We start from the raw sequence: 2,783 nt of genomic DNA, 5'->3' as shown, positions 1-2,783 counted from the left end.
TGGCCGGGGCGTCGGTCACCGTGGCCGCGTGTGATGTGGCCGATCGTGATGTGGTGCGTGAGCTGTTGGCTGGTGTTCCGGCGGAGGTGCCGCTCAGGGGTGTGGTGCACACCGCGGGGGTGGTGGACGACGGTGTCGTGGAGGGGCTGACCGAGGAGCGTGTCCGGCGGGTGTTGGCTCCGAAGGTGGATGCGGCTTGGCATCTGCATGAGCTGACGCGGGACATGGGGTTGGAGGCGTTCGTGCTCTACTCCTCTGCCGCGGCCACGCTCGGTGCCGGTGGGCAGGGGAGTTACGCGGCGGCCAACGCCTTCCTCGACGCCCTGGCCCAGCACCGCCACGCCCACGGCCTGCCCGCCCTCTCCCTCGCCTGGGGCCACATCGCACAAGAGAGGACCGCCGGCCTACTCGACGCTGCCCTGGCAACGGAGCGGGCCCATGTGTTGTCGATGAAGGTGGACCTGAAGGCGACCAAGAAGCGCACTGACGCGGTTCCGGCATTGATGAGGGGACTGATTCGCGCGCCGTATCGCAAGGTCGCGGCTGGTCAGCAGAGTGCGGAGGCATGGAAGGAGCAGATGGCTCAGGCCGCGCCGGAGCAACGAGAGCAGCTCTTGCTGGAGCTGGTCCTTACCCACGCCGCGTCTGTCCTGGGGCACAGCGGTCACACCGGCATAGACCCTGACCGAGCGTTGAAGGAGTTGGGCTTCGACTCGCTCACCGCGGTCGAGCTCCGCAACCAGCTCAGCACAACCACGGGGATGCGTCTGCCGGCGACGCTGGTCTTCGACCATCCGACACCGCTTGCGGTTGCGCACTACCTGGATTCTCAGATTCGTGGCGTCGACCAGAGTGAAACGAAAATGTCCGCACGCACTGTGCTGGCTGAATTCGACAAGCTGGAAGTCACTCTCTCTCGGCTGCGCTATCGAGAGGACGAGAGGGATCAGATCTCAGCACGTCTCAAGGGGCTCATCCTGGCATTGGGGGATTCACGGCTGGACGATGGCGCGCAGGCACGGAGTGACGACTTGGAATCAGCCGACATGGACCAAGTTCTCAAGCTGCTCAATGACGAACTTGGAACTTTCTGAGCGAATCAGTGACTCTCCAGTGAAAGGGCAGGGCCCATGGAAGACTCCACGGTACTTGAACACCTCAAGCGCGCGACGACTGGCTTGCGTGAGGCTCGGGCTCGTTTGCGTGAGGTTGAGGAGCGGGCGCGCGAGCCGATAGCCATTGTTGGCATGTCTTGCCGGTATCCAGGTGATGTGACCTCACCGGATGACTTGTGGGGACTCGTCTCGGACGGCGTGGATGCCATCTCCGTGTTCCCCGCCGATCGTGACTGGTCGGCCGGGGTCCTGGACGACAAGGACTCGGATCAGGAGTCGGCTCCAGCCGAGCTGCGCGGCGGATTCTTGCATGATGCGGCCGATTTCGACGCGGAGTTCTTCGGGATTTCTCCACGTGAGGCACTGGTCATGGATCCGCAGCAGCGGCTGCTGTTGGAGGCGTCCTGGGAGGCCATGGAGAGTGCGGGAATCAATCCGGCTGATGTGCGCGGTACTGAGACCGGTGTGTTCGTTGGAACTCAAGGGCAGGATTACCTGTCACGGTTCCAGCAGCACCCTGAGGGCAGCGATGGCTATGTGCTGACGGGTAACACGGCCAGTGTGATGTCCGGGCGTGTGGCGTATGTGTTTGGTCTTGAGGGTCCGGCGGTGACGGTGGATACGGCGTGTTCGTCGTCGTTGGTGGCGTTGCATCAGGCGAGTGTGGCATTGCGCAATGGTGAGTGTTCGATGGCGTTGGCCGGTGGTGTGGCGGTGATGTCGACTCCGGGGACGTTTGTGGAGTTCTCCCGGCAGCGTGGCCTGTCGGCCGACGGCCGCTGCAAGGCGTTCGCGGACGCGGCGGATGGGACCGGGTTCAGCGAGGGTGTTGGTGTGTTGTTGTTGGAGCGGTTGTCGGATGCTCGGGTGCGGGGGCATCGGGTGTTGGCGGTGGTGCGTGGTTCCGCGGTGAATCAGGATGGTGCGTCGAATGGGTTGACGGCGCCGAATGGTCCGTCGCAGGAGCGGGTGATCCGGCAGGCGCTGGCCAACGCGCGGTTGTCGGCGGCGGATGTGGATGCTGTTGAGGGTCATGGGACCGGGACCCGGTTGGGCGATCCGATCGAGGCGCAGGCGTTGCTGGCTACATATGGGCGGGAGCGTGAGGGTGGTCGGCCGTTGTGGCTGGGGTCGTTGAAGTCGAACATCGGCCATGCGCAGGCGGCTGCGGGTGTGGGTGGTGTGATCAAGATGGTCATGGCCCTGAACCGCGAGATGCTGCCGCGAACGTTGCATGTGGATCAGCCGTCCTCGCATGTGGACTGGGGCGCGGGGGCGGTTGAGCTGCTGACTGAGGCGGTGGCTTGGCCGCGTGGGGTGCGGGTCCGGCGGGCTGGGGTGTCTTCCTTCGGTGTGTCGGGGACTAACGCACACGTTCTCCTCGAGGAAGCACCGGTGGATGAGTCCGTGGAGGTGGAGGTTTCCGCTGTTGGTGGTGGTGTGACGCCGTGGGTGGTGTCGGGGCGTAGTGCGGGTGCGTTGGCGGCTCAGGCGGGTCGGCTGCTGGAGCATGTCAGCGCTGCTCAGGCCGACGGTGACGTGGATGTGGTGGGTGTGGGGCGTGCTCTGGTGGGTTCCCGTGCGGTGTTCGAGCACCGTGCCGTGGTTCTGGGCTCGGATGTGGAGGAGCTGACCGCTGGGCTCGCGGCGCTGGCGGAGGGTGAGACC

Annotated in this window: 2 protein-coding genes; both read left to right on the top strand. The window is 65.0% G+C overall.

The window, feature by feature from the left end; genetic code table 11:
- On the top strand, positions 1 to 1,094 hold a 1,094-nt coding region (locus tag JK364_RS54035; RefSeq protein ID WP_201858819.1), incomplete at its 5' end, for a beta-ketoacyl reductase.
- Positions 1,095 to 1,130: 36 nt separating this feature from the next.
- The coding region (locus JK364_RS54030; RefSeq protein ID WP_269146470.1) for a type I polyketide synthase at positions 1,131 to 2,783 on the top strand (1,653 nt) is incomplete at its 3' end.

Origin of the sequence: Streptomyces endocoffeicus (assembly GCF_016741935.1) — a bacterium.
GTDB lineage: Bacteria > Actinomycetota > Actinomycetes > Streptomycetales > Streptomycetaceae > Streptomyces > Streptomyces endocoffeicus.
The sequence above is the reverse complement of the archived record's forward strand: the minus strand, read 5'-3'. Positions and strand labels throughout refer to the sequence as shown.